This window comes from Marinomonas shanghaiensis, from assembly GCF_003259175.1.
Lineage (GTDB): Bacteria > Pseudomonadota > Gammaproteobacteria > Pseudomonadales > Marinomonadaceae > Marinomonas > Marinomonas shanghaiensis.
On sequence record NZ_QGOK01000008.1, the window covers coordinates 40,868 to 61,765 of the forward strand.

The 20,898-nt window shown below is 43.4% G+C and carries 16 protein-coding genes; all 16 read right to left on the reverse strand.

Annotation, left to right across the window (positions count from 1 at the left end):
* Nucleotide 1: 1 nt before the first annotated feature.
* Complete coding sequence (locus DKT73_RS08165) at nucleotides 2-2,110, reverse strand: motility associated factor glycosyltransferase family protein (protein WP_111638070.1); 2,109 nt, start codon at nucleotides 2,108-2,110, stop codon at nucleotides 2-4.
* Entirely contained in the window at nucleotides 2,100-2,393 is a 294-nt protein-coding gene (locus DKT73_RS08170; RefSeq protein WP_111638071.1) for a hypothetical protein, read from the reverse strand. The genes DKT73_RS08165 and DKT73_RS08170 overlap by 11 nt, the downstream gene beginning before the upstream one ends.
* Entirely contained in the window at nucleotides 2,393-2,827 is a 435-nt protein-coding gene (gene fliS, locus DKT73_RS08175; protein WP_111638072.1) for a flagellar export chaperone FliS, read from the reverse strand. Before fliS ends, DKT73_RS08170 begins: the two co-directional genes overlap by 1 nt.
* A gap of 32 nt (nucleotides 2,828-2,859) precedes the next feature.
* Nucleotides 2,860-4,467, reverse strand: a complete 1,608-nt coding sequence (gene fliD, locus DKT73_RS08180) for a flagellar filament capping protein FliD (protein WP_111638073.1) — start codon at nucleotides 4,465-4,467, stop codon at nucleotides 2,860-2,862.
* A 39-nt stretch (nucleotides 4,468-4,506) separates the two neighbouring features.
* Complete coding sequence (locus DKT73_RS08185) at nucleotides 4,507-4,929, reverse strand: flagellar protein FlaG (RefSeq protein ID WP_111638074.1); 423 nt, start codon at nucleotides 4,927-4,929, stop codon at nucleotides 4,507-4,509.
* Between the two features lie 64 nt (nucleotides 4,930-4,993).
* Nucleotides 4,994-5,878 carry a flagellin N-terminal helical domain-containing protein gene (locus DKT73_RS08190; protein ID WP_111638075.1) on the reverse strand — a complete coding sequence of 295 codons (885 nt, stop codon included), beginning with the start codon at nucleotides 5,876-5,878 and terminating at the stop codon, nucleotides 4,994-4,996.
* Between the two features lie 1,681 nt (nucleotides 5,879-7,559).
* On the reverse strand, nucleotides 7,560-8,444 hold the full coding sequence (locus tag DKT73_RS08195) for a flagellin N-terminal helical domain-containing protein (RefSeq protein WP_111638076.1): 885 nt from the start codon (nucleotides 8,442-8,444) through the stop codon (nucleotides 7,560-7,562).
* Between the two features lie 1,053 nt (nucleotides 8,445-9,497).
* On the reverse strand, nucleotides 9,498-11,066 hold the full coding sequence (locus DKT73_RS08205) for an HD-GYP domain-containing protein (protein ID WP_111638077.1): 1,569 nt from the start codon (nucleotides 11,064-11,066) through the stop codon (nucleotides 9,498-9,500).
* A 22-nt stretch (nucleotides 11,067-11,088) separates the two neighbouring features.
* Complete coding sequence (flgL, locus tag DKT73_RS08210) at nucleotides 11,089-12,396, reverse strand: flagellar hook-associated protein FlgL (protein ID WP_111638078.1); 1,308 nt, start codon at nucleotides 12,394-12,396, stop codon at nucleotides 11,089-11,091.
* Nucleotides 12,397-12,400: 4 nt separating this feature from the next.
* On the reverse strand, nucleotides 12,401-14,377 hold the full coding sequence (gene flgK / locus DKT73_RS08215; protein WP_111638079.1) for a flagellar hook-associated protein FlgK: 1,977 nt from the start codon (nucleotides 14,375-14,377) through the stop codon (nucleotides 12,401-12,403).
* Nucleotides 14,378-14,469: 92 nt separating this feature from the next.
* Nucleotides 14,470-15,474: a flagellar assembly peptidoglycan hydrolase FlgJ gene (gene flgJ / locus DKT73_RS08220; RefSeq protein WP_232827821.1), complete on the reverse strand. Its 1,005-nt coding sequence runs from the start codon at nucleotides 15,472-15,474 to the stop codon at nucleotides 14,470-14,472.
* A 13-nt stretch (nucleotides 15,475-15,487) separates the two neighbouring features.
* Nucleotides 15,488-16,576 carry a flagellar basal body P-ring protein FlgI gene (locus DKT73_RS08225; protein WP_111638080.1) on the reverse strand — a complete coding sequence of 363 codons (1,089 nt, stop codon included), beginning with the start codon at nucleotides 16,574-16,576 and terminating at the stop codon, nucleotides 15,488-15,490.
* A gap of 50 nt (nucleotides 16,577-16,626) precedes the next feature.
* Entirely contained in the window at nucleotides 16,627-17,472 is an 846-nt protein-coding gene (locus DKT73_RS08230; RefSeq protein ID WP_111638081.1) for a flagellar basal body L-ring protein FlgH, read from the reverse strand.
* 13 nt (nucleotides 17,473-17,485) lie between these two features.
* Nucleotides 17,486-18,271: a flagellar basal-body rod protein FlgG gene (gene flgG / locus DKT73_RS08235; RefSeq protein ID WP_111638082.1), complete on the reverse strand. Its 786-nt coding sequence runs from the start codon at nucleotides 18,269-18,271 to the stop codon at nucleotides 17,486-17,488.
* 45 nt (nucleotides 18,272-18,316) lie between these two features.
* A complete protein-coding gene (flgF, locus tag DKT73_RS08240) occupies nucleotides 18,317-19,060 on the reverse strand; it encodes a flagellar basal-body rod protein FlgF (protein ID WP_111638083.1) in 744 nt (247 codons plus the stop codon).
* A gap of 139 nt (nucleotides 19,061-19,199) precedes the next feature.
* Complete coding sequence (locus DKT73_RS08245) at nucleotides 19,200-20,897, reverse strand: flagellar hook-basal body complex protein (RefSeq protein WP_111638084.1); 1,698 nt, start codon at nucleotides 20,895-20,897, stop codon at nucleotides 19,200-19,202.
* Between the last annotated feature and the right edge of the window lies 1 nt (nucleotide 20,898).

Genomic DNA, 20,898 nt, shown 5'->3' on the forward strand with positions numbered 1-20,898 from the left:
ATCAACCATTGTAATAAGTGATAAGATGATCATTGCCCTGATCAACATACTCAGAAGCCTGCTGAAGCATACTGGGCATTTCTTCCAGAAACTCACACCAAGGCTCAAATAAATGACGCGCACGTTCTATGGCTTCACTTTCGTCTTCAAATTTAAAAATAAACTGCACGATTAAAAAGGCTGAATAAGTAAAAGAACCGATCAGTAAATCGTAGATATGACGATGCACACTGCCTTTCAAAAAGTAAATTTGACGATGATGAGACCAAAGCAGATCGCATACGTGTGCGCGTGTTCTGATCCCTGCATCCCACCCTTGCTGTAGTGTCTGGCTAATCTTACGAAAATCCTCTACAGAAATAAGCGCATCAGCGGCTTTGTCGAGCAGTGATTCTGGGGGATCCGTAAAAAACGCACTTTCTAAAATATCAATGACTTTAGCATGGTCGATTTTAGGATCCGTAATCAATACATCGTCGATATGCAATGGCGTAACGCCTTCAATCTTAGCGCCATCAGATAAGTTGAAGCTGGCAAAGTTACGGCGTTTATTGAGTTGTCGTGTCAAAGACTCTAATTGAACTCGCGAGGTATCCATGATGCCGGTCGCATAAATCGTGCCACCAAAGTTTCCTTCACGCTCTACCAATTTCGCTTCTTTAAAGGTTTGAAAACCGGATTCTTTACCGTCTTTATAATAACCACTGTGGACGGAGTGATGGCTGCCTTTGTCTTTAAAACCGTTATCCACACCGAGGTAGTACACATTATTAAAGCCAAACAAATGCACATAGGATAATGCTAAATTCGCCACGACAGGATTGCAGAAGTTTAACTGCACATACTCTTTGCTATCGCCATGAGTGCGGGCTTGATTGAGCATTAAAGACGTGATCGCTTCACCTGGCTTCATTGCCATGCCAGAGCGTTTAAAACAATCAAATAAACCGGGGTGCATCACATTAACAGACAAGCCCCAAATTTTATCTAAGTAGTCTTGGTCTAAAAACTGAAACTTATCCACGGTTTGCTTGAGTCGTTCTATATCCACATGAATATCAGGAGTAACACCCAGTTTTTTTAAGGTGTTGATGGTTGAACCACAGCAGATCAACAACACTTGATCTCTTACTTCTTTCACCAATTCAATCCCCTGATCAAGGGACGGACCGTTTCCTAAAATGAAAACTGGGATATTTTTAACCCATTTAGGTAAAATATCTTGGCCTTGAAAATGAGCAATTTTCGTTTTAGGTAAGGACTTTAACCCCTGAGCAATGCCAATCAGTGCATCGTCGAAAAACCCCCATCCCATGATCTGACGAGCATAATGCTTTTTAAAGTACTCTATTGCCTGATCGTTTTCTGGGCTGGTATAACCGACATGCAAAAAGGTCTCTGGCGCCATGAAAAAGCCATTCTCTTCCAACTGCCGCAAATATTTTTCGGTAAACTCTTCTGAACTTACGCCTAAAAAGAAATGAATGGTACGACCATCGCGATTGAAGGTCTCTAAAATATCTTGCCACTCAATGGCGAACAATGAATAGTAAAAAAAATCCAAATCACGTTCATAAAGATAAAGGTGTTTGATCTGACGCTCAGCAAGCAACATTTCAAGCTGATAGCCAAACTCTATACCAAAAACAATAGTCGACCCGACGAATTCTGGCCAGCCGTCTTGTGGGTTTAGCCCTTCTGATTGGCGTTCAACTTGATCTAAAATCTTATTGCTGTAATACACGTGACGACTGGGATGATTGACCGTACGCTCTAAATTTAAGACTGTTTTATTAGGCTTTAAAAGCGCACGCCTTACCTTGTCTTCGGCTTGAGCGCGTGGGGTATTCGAAAAAAGCGGCACACCAATATCTTCTCGATAAAGGTTAAGTTCACCACCCTCTTCCATGTATATATGACGTTTTTTAGGCTGATAATCTTGGAAAGATTCGAAAATATGAGGCATGACTTGAGAGAATACGGTCATGTTTCTTAGATATCGTTCTGTTAGCTCATGATCATTCTCTTTGAGGCGAGCCGCACCTCTTTCAAACATAGAAGCAAATGCCTCTGCCTGACCAAGAGACGAGAAATTCTCCTCACTCTGCATGTTTCACGCCTTTGTACTTATTCACACCCTTGCGGGATTTATGAGTTTGATAAAGTTGTTTTTGCATTTCTGAGCGCACATCACGTATCAGCCGAATCGCTGATTGATGCACCTTTATGAAGTGCTTTATTTTTTCATTAGCCGCCGGATCCTCGAGCGGCTCAATGGTCAAAATAAAACGGTTATTGTCTTCGCATAACTGCTGAATTTTATCTATGTCTCTGTCAGTAACACTTTGTTCTAATGCGGCACTCAAGGTTATTAAGTGAGACATGTTAAACATTAAATTGCGCCCACTCTAGCTTCACTTTGACCACTATAGGCCGCTTCTTTATCGGCGTTAGAAATTTGATCCCAAGCACCTTTAATCTGCAAAAGAAGCCCCATGACTTGGTCTAAAATACTGGTATCCCTAGCGATGCTGGCCTCAGTGATGCGCACTATCATATATTCATACAGGGACTCAAGGTTATCTACAAGCTCAGGATTGACATCACGGTCTAGCGCATCTCTTAAAGCATTAATAATCTCGCTGGCACGAGTCAATGCCGCTGCCTTTCCTTCCAAATCAGAACGTTCAATACAGCCCTTACCTAAAGCAAGCTTTTCAAGCGCGCCTTGCATTAAGAGCTGAATGACACGATGAGGGTCAGCCGACGCTAAATCGGACTTGATTGAGTCCTTTCTGTAGGCTTGGATCCCTTTACTCTTGTACATATACAACCCCGTTTTATTCAGTTTAAACCATTTTACATTTTCGCTAAGACAGAGTTTAAATAACCACCCTGTGCGTTCATTTCCGCTAGGCGAGAATCCAAACTCGTAAACTTAGTCCGAAGCGATTCTTCGTATTTCGCCATACGACTTTCATACGCTTCTAATGTCTCTTCTGTACTATCTATCGACCGACTTAAGGAATCCTTTAATGAATTTGTCATGCCACGTGATCCTGTGTAGTTCTCTAACAGGTTTTCCAGTGACTGAGCTAAGCCATTATCACCAGACATCAATGGTGCTATTTCACTGTAGCCTCGCTTCATCGCATTATTAAACTTAGTGTTGTCGAAACTTAATTGGCCTTGGTTATCCATCTTTACGCCTAGGTCAAAAATAGAAGTAAAAGAAGATGAATCGCCATAGCCGCTCATTAACTGAGTTGACAAAGACGCTTGCAAATTTCGAATCATACTGTTCCCATTCAGTACTGCGCCTTTTTGAGAACTGGCATTTAACAAGCCGACCATGTCGTTATAGGAAGAGATAAATTCTTCTATCGTTTCTTGTACTGTTTTTTGATCAAAACTAATGTCGACTTTTGTGGTCTTGCTGGTTGGCGCTAGCGCTTCTATTGATAATCCAGCAACCGCTTCATCAAAAGTATTGGTGTCGTTTCGAATTTGGATACCATCTACGGTAATCACGGCATCACGCGCTTCTTCACCCAAAGGCGTGTATAGACCTGCAAAAGCGCCTTCTGTTGAAACACTGTCCAAAGTGAGACCCGAAGCAAACAGTGAGGGGCTATCTTGAGCATCATCCAGCTCAGCAGCATCACTATTAGAGACGTCTTCCTCTTCTAGGCTAGCGCTCTCTTCATCGGCAGGAATAGGGCCATCGTTTGCAAAATCAACGTCGTCACCTTCAAGGTCTAATTCATCGACTTCATCAATTGAAGCATCCTCGACGTCTGTGTCTTTACTTTCTTCAACCGCAGGATTGTTTTTAATAACATTCCCATCTTCATCTCTGAGAACCGCGGTGTTGGAAATTTTTAAAGTATTGCCAGCGCCTTGAATAGAAGAGGTTAACGTAAAAAACAAATTACCATTGCCATCGTCAACGAGATTGGCTGACACACCAAAATTATCTTCTGACGTATTAATTTGATTACGTAATTCGGAAAGGGTTGTACCCGCAGCCACATTCATTGAAAATTCATGACTGCCAGCTTTAAAAATAAGTTGTGCGTCTTCTTTAGAGACCACATCATCAGCAGAAGAAAAAATCCCAGGGGCTGACATAACACGACTGCCTTTTGCCAATTGATTCACATCAATAGCATAAGAGCCATTAGAAGCGGTGCTATCTGTGGTGATAGCAATCACTTCTTCCCCTTCTTTTTGGGCTATTTTTGCATCCCGACCAGTAAAGAGTTCATCATCATTAAGCGCTTTAACGGAAGACTTAAAGTTATCAATGGCAGAACCAACTTTGCCTAGAGCAGACAACTCAGCTTCGTAACCATTGATTTTATCTTGATAAAGTTTCACCTTGACGTCTTTTTGAGCACTCACCATTTGTTTTACAAGGGACTCTAAATCTATACCAGACCCTGCACCTAATGAGCCTACTGCCATAACTCTATCTCCTAACGCTTCGCATTATCTATGACCTAATCAAACCTCACTGTTTACTAAGGTTCCTTTGATATCACTTAACTGGCTCATGATAGCATCAATTCTCTCAGACATTTTAAGAAACTCTTCTGTCGGAATTTGACGAACCACATCTCCCGTTGACTGATCCAATACCTTCACAATATTTTGCGCTCGGTCTTCTGTCATTTCAAAGGTTAAATGTACGTTCAATTGAGACAATTTTTGATTCATTGCCTTCAGATCGCTTGGCTCAATAGGAGTCGACAAATTCGAAGAATGAGAATGTCTATTTTCTCTATCACTTTTGTTTGTCTCGGCCGCATTCTGAACAACTTTAGCATTTGCTTGGCGTAATGCAGCAAAGTCTTCCACTGTACGCTGTTCTGGCTTCAAGGAATAATTGAGACCCTGCTTAGAAAAATCACTGGCATTAATAGACATATCAGAGTTCCTCCTAATAGACAAAAGCCGGGACAGAGTCCCAGCTTTCCGCTACCACTAAAACTTAGCCTAAAAGAGACAAAGCTGTTTGTGGACGTTGGTTCGCTTGAGCCAAAATAGATGAACTTGCTTGTTGAAGAATTTGAGAGCTTGTTAGCTCTGCAGTTTCCGCCGCAAAGTCAGCATCACGAACACGAGCACGAGCAGACGATACGTTTTCTGTAATGTTACTCAAGTTACTGATTGTTGAGCCAAAACGGTTTTGAATCGCACCCAACTCCGCACGCTTAGAGTCAACCGCAGCAATCATAGTATCTAGTGTATCAATCATACTCTGAGCATTCGCTACAGTAGAAACCGAAGCCGTAGAAACACTCACCTGCGCTGTAGCCGCACTGCTCGACAAACCAGACATAGTGAAACCACCATTTCCAGCGTAATCGATTGTGTTATTAACACCACCGTCAGTTAGGTTAAAACTGATCGTTTGGTTAGAGTCTGCACCCACCTGGAAGATACCAGTGTAGGTACCATCTAATAAATTCTCACCACCGAAAGTAGTATCGGAAGCGATACGGTTTATTTCGGTAGAAAGTTGACTTACTTCCTGTTGAATTGCTGCACGGTCTTTATCTGAGTTAGAGCCGTTTGACGCTTGGATAGAGAGCGTACGCATACGTTGCAACATATTCGTCGTTTCATCCAATGCACCCTCTGCTGTCTGAGACAAAGAGATACCATCGTTGGCGTTACGAACAGATTGATTCAAACCATTTACCTGAGAAGTTAAACGGTTAGAGATAAGTAGACCTGCCGCATCATCAGAAGCGCTGTTGATACGCAAACCAGAAGACAAACGTTCAAAAGATGTATCCAAAGATTTAGCAGAGCCCATCAACTGGCGCTGAGCGCTTAGAGATGAAGTATTCGTATTTACGTAAAGAGCCATTATAGCCTCCTAGGTTTTATTAAATCCTGCAAATTAAAGCAGATCGTATAAGGTTTTCGGCAAGACTTTGAAAACCTTTAGTCAGATTCGGAATCTTTTTTCCTCAAACTGGAAAAAAGATTCCTTCATGGCGGCAAATTAATGCCTAACTAATTGTTTTAAATAACTAAAAAACAATTAAATTTTTTTACACTTTTTCTTTTAAAAAAGGTTATTTTCGTTAAATTGCTCATTAAACGCACAAAAAACCCCATAAAACTGACACAGCAGTGACAAAAACAAGAGCAAGCGACAGTCGAGTATCCACAGCACACATCAAGTGCTTATCAAGCGATCAAAAAGCGGCAAAGCCCATCCTTCAATCGACACAAAACACCCCAAAAAACGACAAAAAATAGCCCATCAAAATAGTAAAATAGAGACCCTTTTTTCTCAGCTTCTCGTGACATAAATTGCTGGTTGAGATACGCAAAAACACGCTATCTCAAGACAAAAACATAGCCATTACTCACCCACAGCAAGACCTGTACGCCCAAAAATCAGCACATTACATCCCCCTAAAAAGACGCAACTGCGTCAGGTGGTAATTTCCATTTTTCATCTTTTAAAACCAAATAATCTACAAACCACACTCCCTCCTTCATTTGAAAATCTACTCATATGTTTTATGTACCAGAACTGGTCGCTCCCCCCTCTTGCAGAGGAACCACCAACACCAGACATAAAATAGTCAAGCCCCATATCCCCACAACACACTCATCAAATTAAAGACACAGCTGTGCCGTATGACGATTGCGTTTTTTTATCGTGAGGACGCAGCGATTCACAAGAGCCAAAGCCTTTGTAAAACACTTTAGAACATGCCATTCTCCCCATACGAAAGACGCAGTCTTATCTACTTCGTAGCGACAGTTCACACAAAAATAAAATGGCCATATAAGATCTCTAATCAAAAATCAGACTCCTCACTCGCCAACATTCAGTCAAAAAAAGACGCAGCTATGCCATGCAATCCTTTCAATATTTCATTTTATGGACGTGAAAATGTGCAGAAGAAACCCTCCGCATAACCTAGGTGCCATTCACTTTATTCAGTGCATTGGCATCAACATAATGACGTCAATAAAAACCGAGCAATACGCACATGAAGCTTTGGCCACTAAAACCGTAGCGACTGTTAACTTTTCAACATAAATTAAACCCATCTATTTACTATTGAGAAAAACACCACAGACCAACTTGCTAATGGTGTGAGATACTATCTTCGTCATAAAAAATAATGTCGGCTTAAAAACCAACCATTCATTACCTTGAAATGTGACGTCAAAACCCGTCCTTCCCCATTAAAACCATGCAGCTTTAAAACGCATTCAGTAAGAGCGCCTTAGCTCAACACCCTGCCGATGAAGCCCATCTCAAAGCCAATTCGGAACAAAAATGAGACAATTACCGACTCTTAACATTGTTCACCAACCGCCTGTGGCATAAGCCTTTATCACCTCCCAAACCACAAAAACGCGAACAGAACGCATTATTTGGGCAAAAAAAAGCCAGGTGAAAAAATCACCCGGCTTAAAAGGCACCTCTAGGAGAGAGAAGTTGCCCATAATCCGAGAAAAGACTCGAATACTTTGTAAAAGCGGCAATCTGGTGTCGCTTTACGCAATGCCATTTATTTCAATTAATTACCTAGTAAAGAAAGTGCTGCTTGAGGACGCTGATTTGCCTGAGCAAGGATTGTACTACTCGCTTGCTGCAGAATTTGCGCACTGGTTAAATTGGCTGTCTCTTGAGCAAAATCAGCATCACGAACACGCGCACGTGCAGCGGATACGTTTTCAGAGATATTGCTTAAGTTCGTTATGGTTGAGCTAAAACGGTTTTGTACCGCACCTAACTCTGCCCGTTTAAAATCTACTGCTGAAATCATCGTATCAATGATGCCAATCATACTTTGTGCGTTGACTATCGTTGAGACAGAGGCGGTTGATACACTTACTTGTGCTGATGCTTGGCTTGATAAACCAGACATGGTGAATCCATTATTACCTTGATAATCGATAGAATTATTCGCGCCGCCAAATTCCAATGTAAAACTAATAGTTTGGTTAGCATCAGCCCCCACTTGGAACAAACCTTGGTAAGTGCCATCTAGTAAGTTTTCACCACCGAATGTTGTGGTTGATGCGATACGGTTTATCTCTTCAGATAATTGCGCCATTTCTTGCTGTAGTGCGACGCGATCTTTTGCTGTATTTGACCCGTTGGCCGCCTGGATAGACAAAGTACGCATACGTTGTAACATGCTCGTCGTCTCATCCAACGCACCTTCAGCAGTTTGAGCCAAAGAGATACCATCGTTTGCGTTTCGAACAGATTGGTTCAAACCATTAATCTGTGATGTCAAACGATCTGAAATTTGAAGACCAGCGGCATCGTCTGCAGCACTGTTAATGCGACGGCCAGATGATAAGCGCTCGTAAGATGTATCAAGCTCACGACTAGAGTTAGTAAGCATACGCTGAGCATTCAGCGAGGAAACGTTTGTATTTACATATAAAGCCATTTTTTCTCTCCTAAAAACATTTTTTTAATGAGACAACCTTTTGATTTAATTAGTTATTTGGTTTTTGTCTCTTATTAAAGTTATCGACACATTCGGTCTGATCTTTAATATTTTTTTATACTTTTTTTGATTTTCTTACGTTTTCTAAACTCAAAAAAAGCGGCACCCTCAGTTATCGAACCTAGGGCAAATAACTTTAAAAATAAAAGCACTAAAACATCAAAATAATGTAAAAAGAGCCAAATTATGAAGAAAGAAGGTTAAAAAAGTTTGAGCTCTAACGTTTCTCGAACGGAGAACGGAGAACGGAGAACGGAGAACGGAGAACGGAGAACGGAGAACGGAGAACGGAGAACGGAGAACGGAGAACGGAGAACGGAGAACGGAGAACGGAGAACGGAGAACGGAGAACGGAGAACGGAGAACGGAGAACGGAGAACGGAGAACGGAGAACGGAGAACGGAGAACGGAGAACGGAGAACGGAGAACGGAGAACGGAGAACGGAGAACGGAGAACGGAGAACGGAGAACGGAGAACGGAGAACGGAGAACGGAGAACGGAGAACGGAGAACGGAGAACGGAGAACGGAGAACGGAGAACGGAGAACGGAGAACGGAGAACGGAGAACGGAGAACGGAGAACGGAGAACGGAGAACGGAGAACGGAGAACGGAGAACGGAGAACGGAGAACGGAGAACGGAGAACGGAGAACGGAGAACGGAGAACGGAGAACGGAGAACGGAGAACGGAGAACGGAGAACGGAGAACGGAGAACGGAGAACGGAGAACGGAGAACGGAGAACGGAGAACGGAGAACGGAGAACGGAGAACGGAGAACGGAGAACGGAGAACGGAGAACGGAGAACGGAGAACGGAGAACGGAGAACGGAGAACGGAGAACGGAGAACGGAGAACGGAGAACGGAGAACGGAGAACGGAGAACGGAGAACGGAGAACGGAGAACGGAGAACGGAGAACGGAGAACGGAGAACGGAGAACGGAGAACGGAGAACGGAGAACGGAGAACGGAGAACGGAGAACGGAGAACGGAGTTATGAGATATGATTAATAAATTGCAAACCAAAAGCTTGCGGGTCGACTTCTTTTTCAATCACAACTTCTGTTCTAAGGTTGGCAGACTTATTCAACTCAATATCTGAAGCCGCCACAAAAGCTCTATTTGTTATGCTGTATACCTGTCGGATGAGCGCAGGTTGAAAGGATTTATTTAACGTCAGTACAAATCCGACTCGACCATTAGAAAGCTGCACACATGACCCCACAGGCACAGAGCCAATACTCTTTAAAAAGACCGAAAGCAATTGCTTATCAAATGCCAACCCTGACTCCTTTTGCATCTGCTGGCACGCTTTAATAGGTCCCATCGAGGGTTTATGGGGCTGCTCTGAGGTCATAGCATCATAAGCGTCTATAATCGCAGCTATTTTACCGTAAACCGATATTTCATCCCCCAGTTTACCTGCAGGATAACCAGACCCATCTATTTTTTCATGATGATCTGTTAACATTTGAAAAACAGCCTTAGGTATCCCCTCACATTTCTGCAAAATCTGCTCACCAAACTGGATGTGTTTGCGAAACAAGTCAAACTCACTGTCGGTCATTTTTGTCGTTTTTGTCACCATGGCCATCGGCAAACGAAAACGCCCCAAGTCGAATAACAAAGCGCCAAGAGAAATCACTTCAATGTAGGTATTCGATAACTTCATTGCTTTGGCAAAGTGGATACCAAGGACCGCCATACCCATGGCATGCTGCTCTAAATAAATGGACGCATCTTTTATGTGGCGTATGGCCATTAAAGAAAAGTTGTTTCGTGTGTGAGATTCAATTAAACGACGACAAAACTTCATCAACTCCGGCATATCCAGTTGCTCACCGCGCTTAAAACGCTCGACTTGCAAAGACAACAAAGAATACCCATCTTGAAACAACTTAAGCGCGATTACAGTTTCATCGTCAAAAGACGTTGGAACAAACTTACTTTCGAGAGTCACTTTTTTGTTGGCAGCCGAAAGAGCGTGCTTTTGCTCTAACTCGGCAACAGTAGTAGCACTCTCTTTTACCGAGCCATCAGCACTTTCTTTTGCCGAACCATCAGCACCCTTATTCTCCATTCGAGCTTTGTAACTCAAGATGTACTCTCGAGTCTGCTCATTCAGCTCTTGCCTGAAGTAACGGAACAAGCTTTGCCCTTTGGTATGCTTAATACGGAGTTCTTTGGTATTCAAATCAGGATTAAGCTTTTTAAGACTTTTGACAGATCGACCATTAGCAATAGACAAACACAAAAGCAGGAATCGTTCTTGCGCATCATACAGCCTTTCACGTCGGCTGCTGAGTAACTTATCATGGGAAAAGTATGGATCGTAAGGCAAAAATTCTGCATCTAAGACAGGTCGTAACACATCAAAAGTCACTTGTCGCATCGCAACACTGACAATTCTGTCTCTTCGACCGTGCATTTTAATTAAGCTTTGCACCCGTTTACTGCCAACAATCTTGTCTTTGAGTTGCATAATATCCAGTATTTCTTCCATATCGAAATACCCAACATGAATATCAGCCCCAAAACAAGACTCTATGTTAAATGCTGGCATTTTTTATCTCATACCCTAATGATTACATTTTATTAAAAAGAGAAAGATTGTTCATACGAGTAAACACTTTTTGTGACGCACTCAGTGCAGACTCTTTCATGGTCAACTCAGTGGCAGCCGCCGCAATATCCAAGCCACCAATGCGATCTTGCGCAACGCTATTTGATAATTGATTTGCTGAACTAAAGCTGGTCCGATCCTGAAGGATATTCAATCTTGCCCCCACAGAAGAACGACCTTCACTGACTTTTCTTTGCGCATTATTAATACTGGTGGTCGCATCATAAAAAGCTTTCTGACGCTCATCAGAGCTAGACATGGTGTTACTCAATACCGCCAAAGTATCATTAATTTCATTTAATACGTTATCACGTCTTGGCTTATCCAAAGCAATATCGACCACCGCTCCCGGAGCACCACTTAATTGGAAGGTCATTCCAGCAAAAGTAATAGGCTTACCTGCGGTATAAGACCCTGAAGACACAACCTCTCCAAGACTATTGGTAATACTGTATGAGCCTGGTGTGCCATCCAAAGCGCGACGACGATCTTGATCTGCTTTGGTATCAGATCCTGTATAGGGCTCTATTGGGTCAGCAACCGCACCTTCTGCCATAACAGGTAGCGTTGTTAAACGATACTGGTTAGCTGCTGGATTTTCAGGGTCATAATAGTCTTCAATAAACTGATTAAAGTCTCCCTGATGCTTTACTTTCGCAGTGAGAGAAACATCTCCACCAGTCACTTGGGATGAAAAGGTTCGACTGGTCCAAATATCTTGAAACAGCTTTTTTCCTGAATCTGAAACGGGAATTCTCATGTCTTCAGAAATTTGAGCAAATTTCTGACCTTCATTACCAGCCCACTGGTAACGACCTTCGCTGTTCAATATAAAAGGAGGGCCTTGTGTATCAGTGCCAGCAAAAATATAGTTACCATCGGCACTCTTTGAGTTCATCAACTCAGCCATTGACCCCGTAATCAAGGCTATTTCTTGTACGATCGCATCAATGTCTGCCTGTGTGTTGATGTCGTTTTGTGCCTGCATAAAAAGCGTACGGACATCATCTAAAGAATCATTCAGACTCTCTAGAGCGACTTCCTGATATTCTAAATTGCTGGTTGCCATCTTGATGGATTCATCAAATATTTTTAGGCGATTATTACTGCCTTCGTACATTAATATCTGACTCGCGCCAACTGGATTATCACTTGGCCTAACAATGTCAGTTTGCGCCGAGATTTTCTCTTGCGCGTTCAGAATTTTTTCGTTGGCTTGACCAATCGCTCTGCTCGACTGACTATAAATGAGATTATTCGTCACTCGCATAAAGTTACCTCATGATCCCTAATAGCGTTTCAAACGTCGTACGAGCAGCCGTGACAACCTGAGCAGAAGCAGAATAAGATTGCTGATATTTCATAAGGTTTACCGCTTCTTCATCAAGACTCACCGCCGATAACCTATCGCGACGGTTAATACTGTCATTCATAATCACTTCGCTGGATTGTGCATGACCAGCTGATTCCGCCGTCTTCGTTCCAACATACGAAACAAAGCCTGCAAATGCTTTTGTCAAACTGGCTTTTCCTTCCACCAATGACTGGTTCTGTATGTTTATTAGTGCCAGGCCATTCACATTGTCAGATGGCCCCACATCATCCGTACTAATAGAAAACTCATCACCCTGTTGCGGCATGGACGAGACCGACACATCAAATCCAGCGTCCTCTGCCAAGCCCGCCTGCTCTAATAAATTACTGTATTGAAAAACGTTACTAACAGAAGCCAGCTCCGTTCCGGATGCGTCACGAACGACATACGAACTAGGCGATGTAAAATAAATCTGATGGGGTGAACTTGGATAAAGAGAACCATCTGCTGAAAACGCTGAGGAATCTGGGCGAGTATTGGTCACAGCTGATACCGATATTCTTGCATCGGATAGGTTATCTGAATTTGTTGTCGCTCCCACTGGAGCGCTCAGCGCCAACGCATCACCATTTTTTGCCTGTATGCCAAGAGTGGCTGCAGCGTTAGCGGTTGGTGTAAAACGAAATACATCATCTTGGTCAATCGCATTCAAATCGCCCACGCGAATATCAAGTCCCAACTCTTCTATTTTGTAATACCCATTACTATCAGGAGTCATACTCGACAGATCAAATACGGTCGATTGACCAATCGCTCTATCATTCAAGTTGTATTTGGTAATAGCAAAACGATTATCATCGGTTCTGCTTAACTCATAAGTATCTGTGGTAATTTTAGACGCTTCCCCAGGAGATACCCGAACCGAGATATCAGATAATTTCTGAATATTGTCTTTGCTGGAATAAATGTCTATTTTTCCCAAAGAAAATAAATCTCTGCCAAAGTCGCCGTTCGCATCCAGTCCTTTGGCATTTTGTGTATTCATGGCATCGGCAATGGCTATCGCGTGCTGCCCTAGAGTTCGATCGGCGTAATCACTAAACTCCGTACGAAAGTCTACTAATCCACCAACACTGCCACCCAGGCTCTCGGTTTTCAAACCAACACTGTAGTTGCCAAAACTGACAACAAGGTCAATTTTCTTTGGACTTAAAGGGTTTTGAACCACCTTCAACTCAGTTGGGTTTTGATCCATCACCAAAGGCTGACCGTTCATTAATTGAATCGTCATTAATCCCTTGTCATTGAATTGAGCATTGATGTCCAGATATTTAGAGAGATCTTTTGCTAACAACTCTTGTTGATCACGCAACTCATTTGCAGGCGAAGCGGACAACCCTTCTTCTCGTAAAATTTTACCATTCAAATCAGAAATTTTTGTCGTTATGGCATTTATATCAGTCAGAGAAGTTGACAGTTGCTCCTTAACTAGATTTTCTTGATTAGTCACCAAGCCTGAAAGAGTTTTATACTGATTCACAAGATTATTTAAACTGGAATAGGCAAGCTCTCTAAGCGATGAAGAAGTAGGATCATTGTTCGCATTCTGCAATGCACTAAATGCCTTATCCAAATAGCCATTAAGAGAAACACTGTCTTCGGCAAGCAAACTGTCGGACATTGTCATCAGAGAATGGTAAGTATCATGATAGGAAAAGTCAGACGTATCTGCTCGCACTTGTCCACTCACAAAATTATCAACCAGACGAGCCGTATCACGAATGACAACACCACCGACAGGCGAACTAGCGGTGTCTGTTCTTTGACGGCTATAGCCCTCAGTATCCACATTGGCCGTATTTTGCCCCGTCGTATTAATACGGGCATTACTGGACTGCAGTCCAGATAAACCAATTGAATATAAACTTGAGCCCATAGCTCACACCCCTAGTACGTTTGTCAGAAATAACCTTTAGCGTTATCGGCTACTCATGCAAGAACTTTACCAAAGATAAGAATTGTCTTATTTTATTGTGGTAAGCCTTTAAACCACTTACTAGAGAGGATGCTATCAATTTTATCGGAGTACTTAGGATCCGTCGCGTAGCCACCTTTTTGAAGGGAAGCGGCAAACATTGACGCGTCATCTCCCGCTTTAAGGGCATCTTTATACCGCTCACTTGAGGACAGAAAATCCGCATAATCTTCGAAGCTCTGAGAAAAAGAGTCATATGCTCTAAATGCCGCTTTTTCTCGTTTTGCTACGCCATCACGGAATTCTAGAGTATTCACCACCGCGCGATCTCCATGCCAGCGACTGTCAGCTTTAATACCAAATACATTAAAACTCGCCCCGCCATTCTCCTTGGCAATAGGGTACTTTCCCCAACCAGTTTCCAAAGCGGCCTGTGCAAGTACGGCCTTCGGATTCACACCTAATTTTTCCGCTGCGCGCTGGGCATGTGGCCATAAATGCTCAACAAACTCATCTGGTGAATCAAACACAACGGAAATAGCGGATGGAGAAGGTTGAGTCGACTGGGCATTAACATGGGCAATATTCTGTGATTGCTGTTTCGCTTCTTGTTGAACCGACTCAATAAATTCTGTTGAGGCACGATGGGCCAGAGCCTGAATCCTCGCCAGATCTTGCTTAGCCACTTGATTAAGAAAGTCTGTATCACCCCGCTCTTTTGCTCCAGGAGAACTGACACTCCCTTGCTGCTGGTTTTGATATTGACGGATAAGCGCTTCCGATAAACCTATGCCACCAGACTTAGATAAAGCTTGAGACATCTGGGAATCCATCATTTCTTGATACTGCTTGGTTTGAGCACTGGAAAAAAGATCGCTCCCTATTGCTTCATTCGTGCTGCGCATATTTTTGAGCAACATATTGATAAAAATAGACTCAAACTGCTGAGCAACAACTTCCAACGCAGCATCTGGATCTTGCTGAGCCTTAGTTTTTAACGCCGTTAATGTAGAGAAATCAGCAAAAAAATCTTGTTTAGGGGGTACTGAGTTCATCATAAAAACCGATCACCTATATCACAACCAAATCTGCGTTAATCGCACCAGCTTGCTTCAAACTCTCTAGAATCGCCATCACATCCCCAGGCGCCGCACCAACCTGATTAACGGCTCGCACAATATCATTTAGCGAAGCACCAGGGTCAAAAACAAACATACGGCCACTATTAGGGGCAATCTCTATCCCCTCACGAGGGGATATAATGGTTTCCCCACCAGTTGTTGTACCATCTTGTCCAACCACAGGCGGCGTTTCTCTTATTGTCACAGATAAGCTACCGTGAGTGATTGCCGCCGGAGACACTTTGACATGCTGACCAATGATGATAGTGCCAGTACGAGAATTCACAACAATCCGCGCACGCTCCTCCGCCACATCTACCTCAAGGTTTTCAAGAATAGATAAAAATGTCACACGCTGACTCGAATCCCTGGGTGCTGATACTCGTATCGAAGTTGCATCAAGCGTGGTCGCTACTCCAGGCCCGAGCAAGTCATTAATTTTATCCGATACATGCTTAGCCGTCGTAAAGTCTGGACGATTTAAGTTAAACGTCAAGGTATCACCGGTATTAAAACTACTTGGAACCATGCGCTCTACACTTGCGCCGTTTGGTATACGACCAACCGTAGGCACATTGACAGAAGTCCGAGAACCATCGGCCCCATTCGTTCCTAAACCGCCAACAATTAAATTACCTTGAGCAATGGCGTATACCTCACCATCTGCCCCTTTTAATGTTGATAATAATAAGGTTCCACCTCGCAACGCACTCGCATTACCTATCGAGGAGGCGGTTACGTCAATTTTTTGCCCTGGTTTTGAAAAAGCAGGTAGCGTTGCCGTTAAAGAGACCGCCGCGACATTTTTCGATGTCGCACTGACCCCTTCAGGCAAAGTCACACCAAAACGCGATAGCATGCTAGCAAAGCTTTGATTGGTAAAAGGAGTACTGTCACCTGTGCCATTTAGACCAATCACTAAGCCATAACCAAACAATTGGTTTTCTCGAACGCCTTGAACACTGGCAATGTCTTTCAAGCGTTCAGCCTGAACAGAAAAAGACAAGAAATATAAGACAATTAGCGCTGCATACTTCATCACATCACCTATTGAGAGAAACCAATCTCTCGACTATTAAAATCATTAAATTAATAAGGCATATCACTAGAATTAAGCAGACGACTCACCCAACCCTGCTCACTTCCAGCGGCCACATCACCGGTACCTGAATAGGTAATTCTCGCATCCGCCACCCGTTCGGAATCAACGGTATTGTTCGGAGAAATATCTTGCTTACGCACCACCCCAGAGAAACGTATGTATTCATCTCCTTGATTTAAACGCAGCCACTTCTCACCGCGTACAGCCAAAAGACCATTCGGATAAGTTCGAAACACGGTCACTGAAATGGTTCCGCTCAAACTGTTATTTTGATTAGCAGAAGCATTACCGGAGAAGTCTGTTCCTTGCTGTGGAAGTGTCGTATCCACCTTGAGCTCTTGTCCCAGCACCGTTGGATTCTCAATGGTAGCAGAAGAAGATTTGGAAACAGTCGCCGCATTGGCTTTTGTTGACGTCGTCGTTTCATTCAAATTTATTGTGAGGATATCGCCAACTTTACTGGCCTTTTGGTCACCGAAAAACACATCCCCCATACTAGCCTGATAAATCCCCCCAGTTGGCGCTTGAGAAGGCGTCATGCCATTTGGGTAAACGGGCGCATAATAAGGGTCATCGGATTGAATCGATTGACTGATTTGTGGTCCGTTCAACGGATCATTTGGATCAGGCACGTAACCTTTACGCGGTACTTCAGCAGCCTCTTCAGGTGGCGCCTCTTCGTCGGTTACCGCATCAATCACAGCATCCGTCACGGCCGCTGCCGCACCCGCCGCAGCGGCATTGGCTACCGCTTGCTCGTTAACATCCCAAGAAAGACAGCCTGACAAGCAAGCGCTGAACAAAATCAAGAAAACAAATTTAATCTTCATCATATTCCACACGTTATTATAATTGCTGTATTGCAAAACTCATCATACCGTCGGCAGAGGCAATCACTTTGGAGTTCATCTCGTAAGCTCGTTGAGTCGTAATCATGTTCACCAGCTCTTCAATAGAATTGACGTTCGACGCTTCCAACATCCCCTGAGCAATCGTACCCAATGAATCCGTGCCAGGTACACCTACAATCGGGGGACCGCTCGCATTCGTTTCCGTAAACAAATTCTGTCCTGCGGCATTAAGCCCGGTTGGATTGATAAAACCAGCGATATTGATGGCACCAACTTGCTGAGCATCGACATCACCACTGTTTCGCACTGAGACAATACCATCTTCGGAAATCATAATTTCAACCGCACCGGGATCGATCTGAATGCCTGGCTCAACCACTAAACCACCAGACGACACCAATTGCCCCTGACTGTTAAGCTGAAGGCTACCATCGCGCGTATAAGCGATGGTACCATCGGGCTGCAGTACTTGTAAGAAGCCTTTTCCTTGGATAGCGATATCAAGCTGCCTATCCGTCATATTGTAGTCACCGTTCGAAAAATCTTTTTGAGTCGCCCCAACTTTTACCCCTGTGCCTAACTGCAGACCAGAAGGTAATTCCGCATTCTGAGCACTCAAACCACCTGGCGCACGAACGGTTTTGTACATCAGATCTTCAAAAACCGCTCTGTCTTTTTTAAACGCCGTTGTTGATACGTTAGCCAAGTTATTGGCTACTACGTTTAACTGCTTATCCATCGCACTTAAACCTGTCTTACTCACCCACAATGCTGAATTCATAATCGCCTCTGTTACATTCCGTTATTCTTTATAGATTGATGATACTTAAACTGAACGCTGTAAGATTCGAGCAGAAGAGTCCGCATTATCGCGAATCGTATCCATCATTTTCACATTCATTTCAAAACGTCGCGCAAGGTTCATAATGTGGGTCATCTCTTCAACCGCATTAACATTGCTGCCTTCAATAAATCCGCTAACCAACTGCACATTTGGATCAGGATCAAACTCTTGACCATCTCGAGAATGTATCAAACCATCCTCTTCTTTGCGTAAGTTCTGCGGGTCGGGATTAACCAACTTAATCTGGTTAAGTACAGCGACTTCATTTTCCGCGCCACCTTGAGGAACAATCGAAATAGAACCGTCTGCTGTAATATTAATATTGTTAAACGGTGGTAGAAAAATCGGGCCATCCACACCAGCAACAGGCAATCCCCGTCCTGTCACCAATTGCCCCGCGGCATTAATTTGCAAGTCTCCAGCACGAGTATAGGCTTCCTGACCACTTTCGTCGTACACAGTAATAAAACCATCGCCTGTTACCGCAACATCGAGATTTCTCCCCGTTTGTATCATGTCACCCTGAGTATATCGCGTCGCGGGATTTTCAGTCATGGCATACACACGGCTTGGGTAATAGTCCCCATAGACCTGCATGGAGCGAGCCTGCTCAAAGTCAGAACGAAAACCCGTCGTGCTGACATTGGCCAAATTATTAGCATGTATTGTTTGGGCATTCATGGTTTGCACACCACCACTCATTGCCAAATATAAGGCTTTATCCACCGCGACACTCCTCAAAAATTCACATCACATTGCTAACTACTATCAAAAATCGTACCAACTTACACAGAGCATAAAAAAAGCAAAAAAAAAGCCGGAACAGCAAGGCCGTTCCGGCACCAAATCTTCTCTCTCCAGAAAATTAGCGGAGGTTAATTATCGTCTGTGTGACAGTATTTTCTGTTTCTAATGTTTTACTGTTTGCTTGGTAATTACGCTGCGCCTCAATAAGCGCAACAAGCTCAGACGTTAAGTCAACGTTAGACTCCTCTAACGCGCCCCCTTGAATTTTTCCAAATGTTCCCGTATTCGGACGGCCAATGTCAGCGGGGCCAGACCCCTTGCTTGCTAACCAAGAAGTGTGGCCAGTCGGCATAAGACCGTCAGTACTATCAAATGTTGCCAAGGCAATCTGGCCAAGTGTTGCCGTTTGTTGGTTGGTGTAATTAGCCATTAGAAAGCCGTCGCTATCAAAAGAGACACCCTGCAACTCTCCAGCCGAAAAACCATTCTGCTCAAAACTGTCTGTATTATTTAAAGCAAACTGCGTCGAACCCTTCAAATCTAATGGCGTAATTTGACCACGATTAGTAGGATCCACACCCATAATTTCTAATGTAATCGGCTGCGGAACACCAAAAGGAGGAAGCCCACGATAAGCCCCCAGCAAATTACCTGCTGGATCAAAAGAGACGGTCGTATTTTTTTCTAAAAAGCGCGTATCTTCACCCGTAAAAGGATCAACATAACTTTCCTTTCCATCCAGAGTGATTCGAAGCTCGTAGGTGTTATTTTCACCCTGCTTAATAAAGTAATACCCCATCGTGTGCGGTTCGCCCAAAGAGTCAAAAACCGTTCTGGTATTGCCATAATTATAAGTTTCAGGACTTAATGGATCGAACACTTCACGGGCCACTGCAGTAGGCTCTCGCACTTCTTCTGGCGCAAGAGCTGAAGCAATCGCCACACCACCCAATGTACCAGCTACTGCTAAAGGTGTTTTTGTTGCAGCGGCTATGTCTGCTTCACTAGGCTCTGTAGCACCTAGATACAGAAGCTCAAATGGCTGCTCCGCTACACCATCACCATTATAATCCGTACCACCTTCTGCAGAGTTAAAGGTTGCAAAAGTTTCCCCCAGAAACGCGGCGCCTGTCTCATCCGTCAAATTACCATCTACTGTCGCATGAACTTTATAGGTGTTTGGCAACTCACTTTTTGCATAATAATAAGTCACTATATGACTTTGTCCATTACCGTCTACAACGCCCTGAGTTTGCGTAAAATTATAGGTATCTGGATTCAGTGGATCAAAATCAGCTCGAATAAAAGCCGGCACATCGTCATTTTCTGAGTTCAAGTTGACCTGTAACTCCATTGCCGTGGTTGGCTCTGGCGGAATCCTATCGGTTGGCACCTTTAAGTCTTCCAAATTGCCACCAACAACACCATCTACCGCATTAAATCCTAAAACATTACTGCCAGTATTCGTGACCAAAAAACCATTTTCATCTAACTTAAAATTACCTGCACGCGTATAGGATTGAGCAATACCAGAATCTAAAACAAAGAAACCACTACCATCCACAGCAAGGTCTAGATTGTTATCTGTATAAGATATGTTACCCGCCGAAAACTCTTGGGAAACCTTACTCACACTGACACCAGAACCAATACTATTACCACTACCGGCACCCAGTACACTGGTGTTATATAGATCATCAAACTCAATACGCGACTTCTTGAAGCCTGTAGTATCGGCGTTGGCAATGTTATTACCGGTAACACTTAAATAATCAGCAGAAGCCTTAATGCCAGACAGTGCAGTATTGAATCCCATA